Below are 760 nucleotides of genomic sequence, written 5' to 3'. Positions count from 1 at the left end.
GAGGTTGAACGCGATGACCGCGAGCACGAGCCAGGCGGCGTTGGCGGTGAACTTGCCGGAGGGCAGGTGGGCCAGCGCGGAGCCCTTGAGGTCGGCGTGGACCTGTTCGATGATGGCGTGTCCGCGGTGGGCCTGGTCGGCGGCGACGGTGTCGAGCATCTCGGCGGGGGCGGTGGTGAAGAACGCGTGGAAGCGCCACACGTCGAACAGCGTGCCCTGCCCGGCGGCCTTCTTCTTGTCGGCGTTGACGTCGGGGATGCGGCGCACGACCAGCCGGCCTGGGACCCGGTCGGCCTTCTTCTTGCTGGCGAATGCGGTGAACGGGACCTCGGCGACCTCCGCCTTCGAGATCCACGTGCCGGTGGTCTCGTCGAAGATCGCGTCCGGGTACTTGATCGGCCTCCACGCGGCGTCGTCGATGCCGGCGATCGCGGCCTTGACCGCCAGGTCCATCCGGACGGTGACCGACACGTGGGCGCCGCCGGCGGTCGCCGCGTGGACGGCGTCGCGGCCGTAGTAGGCCGAGTCCATCCGGACCAGGACCGGCGCCTTCGGCCCGAGCAGGCGGCGGGCCTGTTTGACGGCGTCACCGACCAGGCGTTTCGCGCCGCGGGGCGAGCCGCAGTTGCCTTTGCGCAGCCGTTGCGCGAGGACCAGCGGCGCGCCGCCGCTCGTGGTGAGGGTGGCGATCAGCGCGTTCAGGCCCCGGATCCGGGTGTAGCCGAACCCGGCGCCCTAATGAGAGTTACCGGTTCGGCCC

Annotated in this window: 1 pseudogene; it reads right to left on the bottom strand. The window is 71.3% G+C overall.

Features of this window, described 5'->3' with window-relative positions:
• Positions 1–735, bottom strand: a pseudogene (locus N864_RS22805) (transposase); the annotation flags it as partial.
• Positions 736–760: the final 25 nt, after the last annotated feature.

Source organism: Intrasporangium chromatireducens Q5-1 (genome assembly GCF_000576575.1).
GTDB lineage: Bacteria > Actinomycetota > Actinomycetes > Actinomycetales > Dermatophilaceae > Intrasporangium_A > Intrasporangium_A chromatireducens.
Note: the sequence above shows the minus strand (reverse complement) of the source record. Positions and strands in the feature narration are given on the sequence as shown.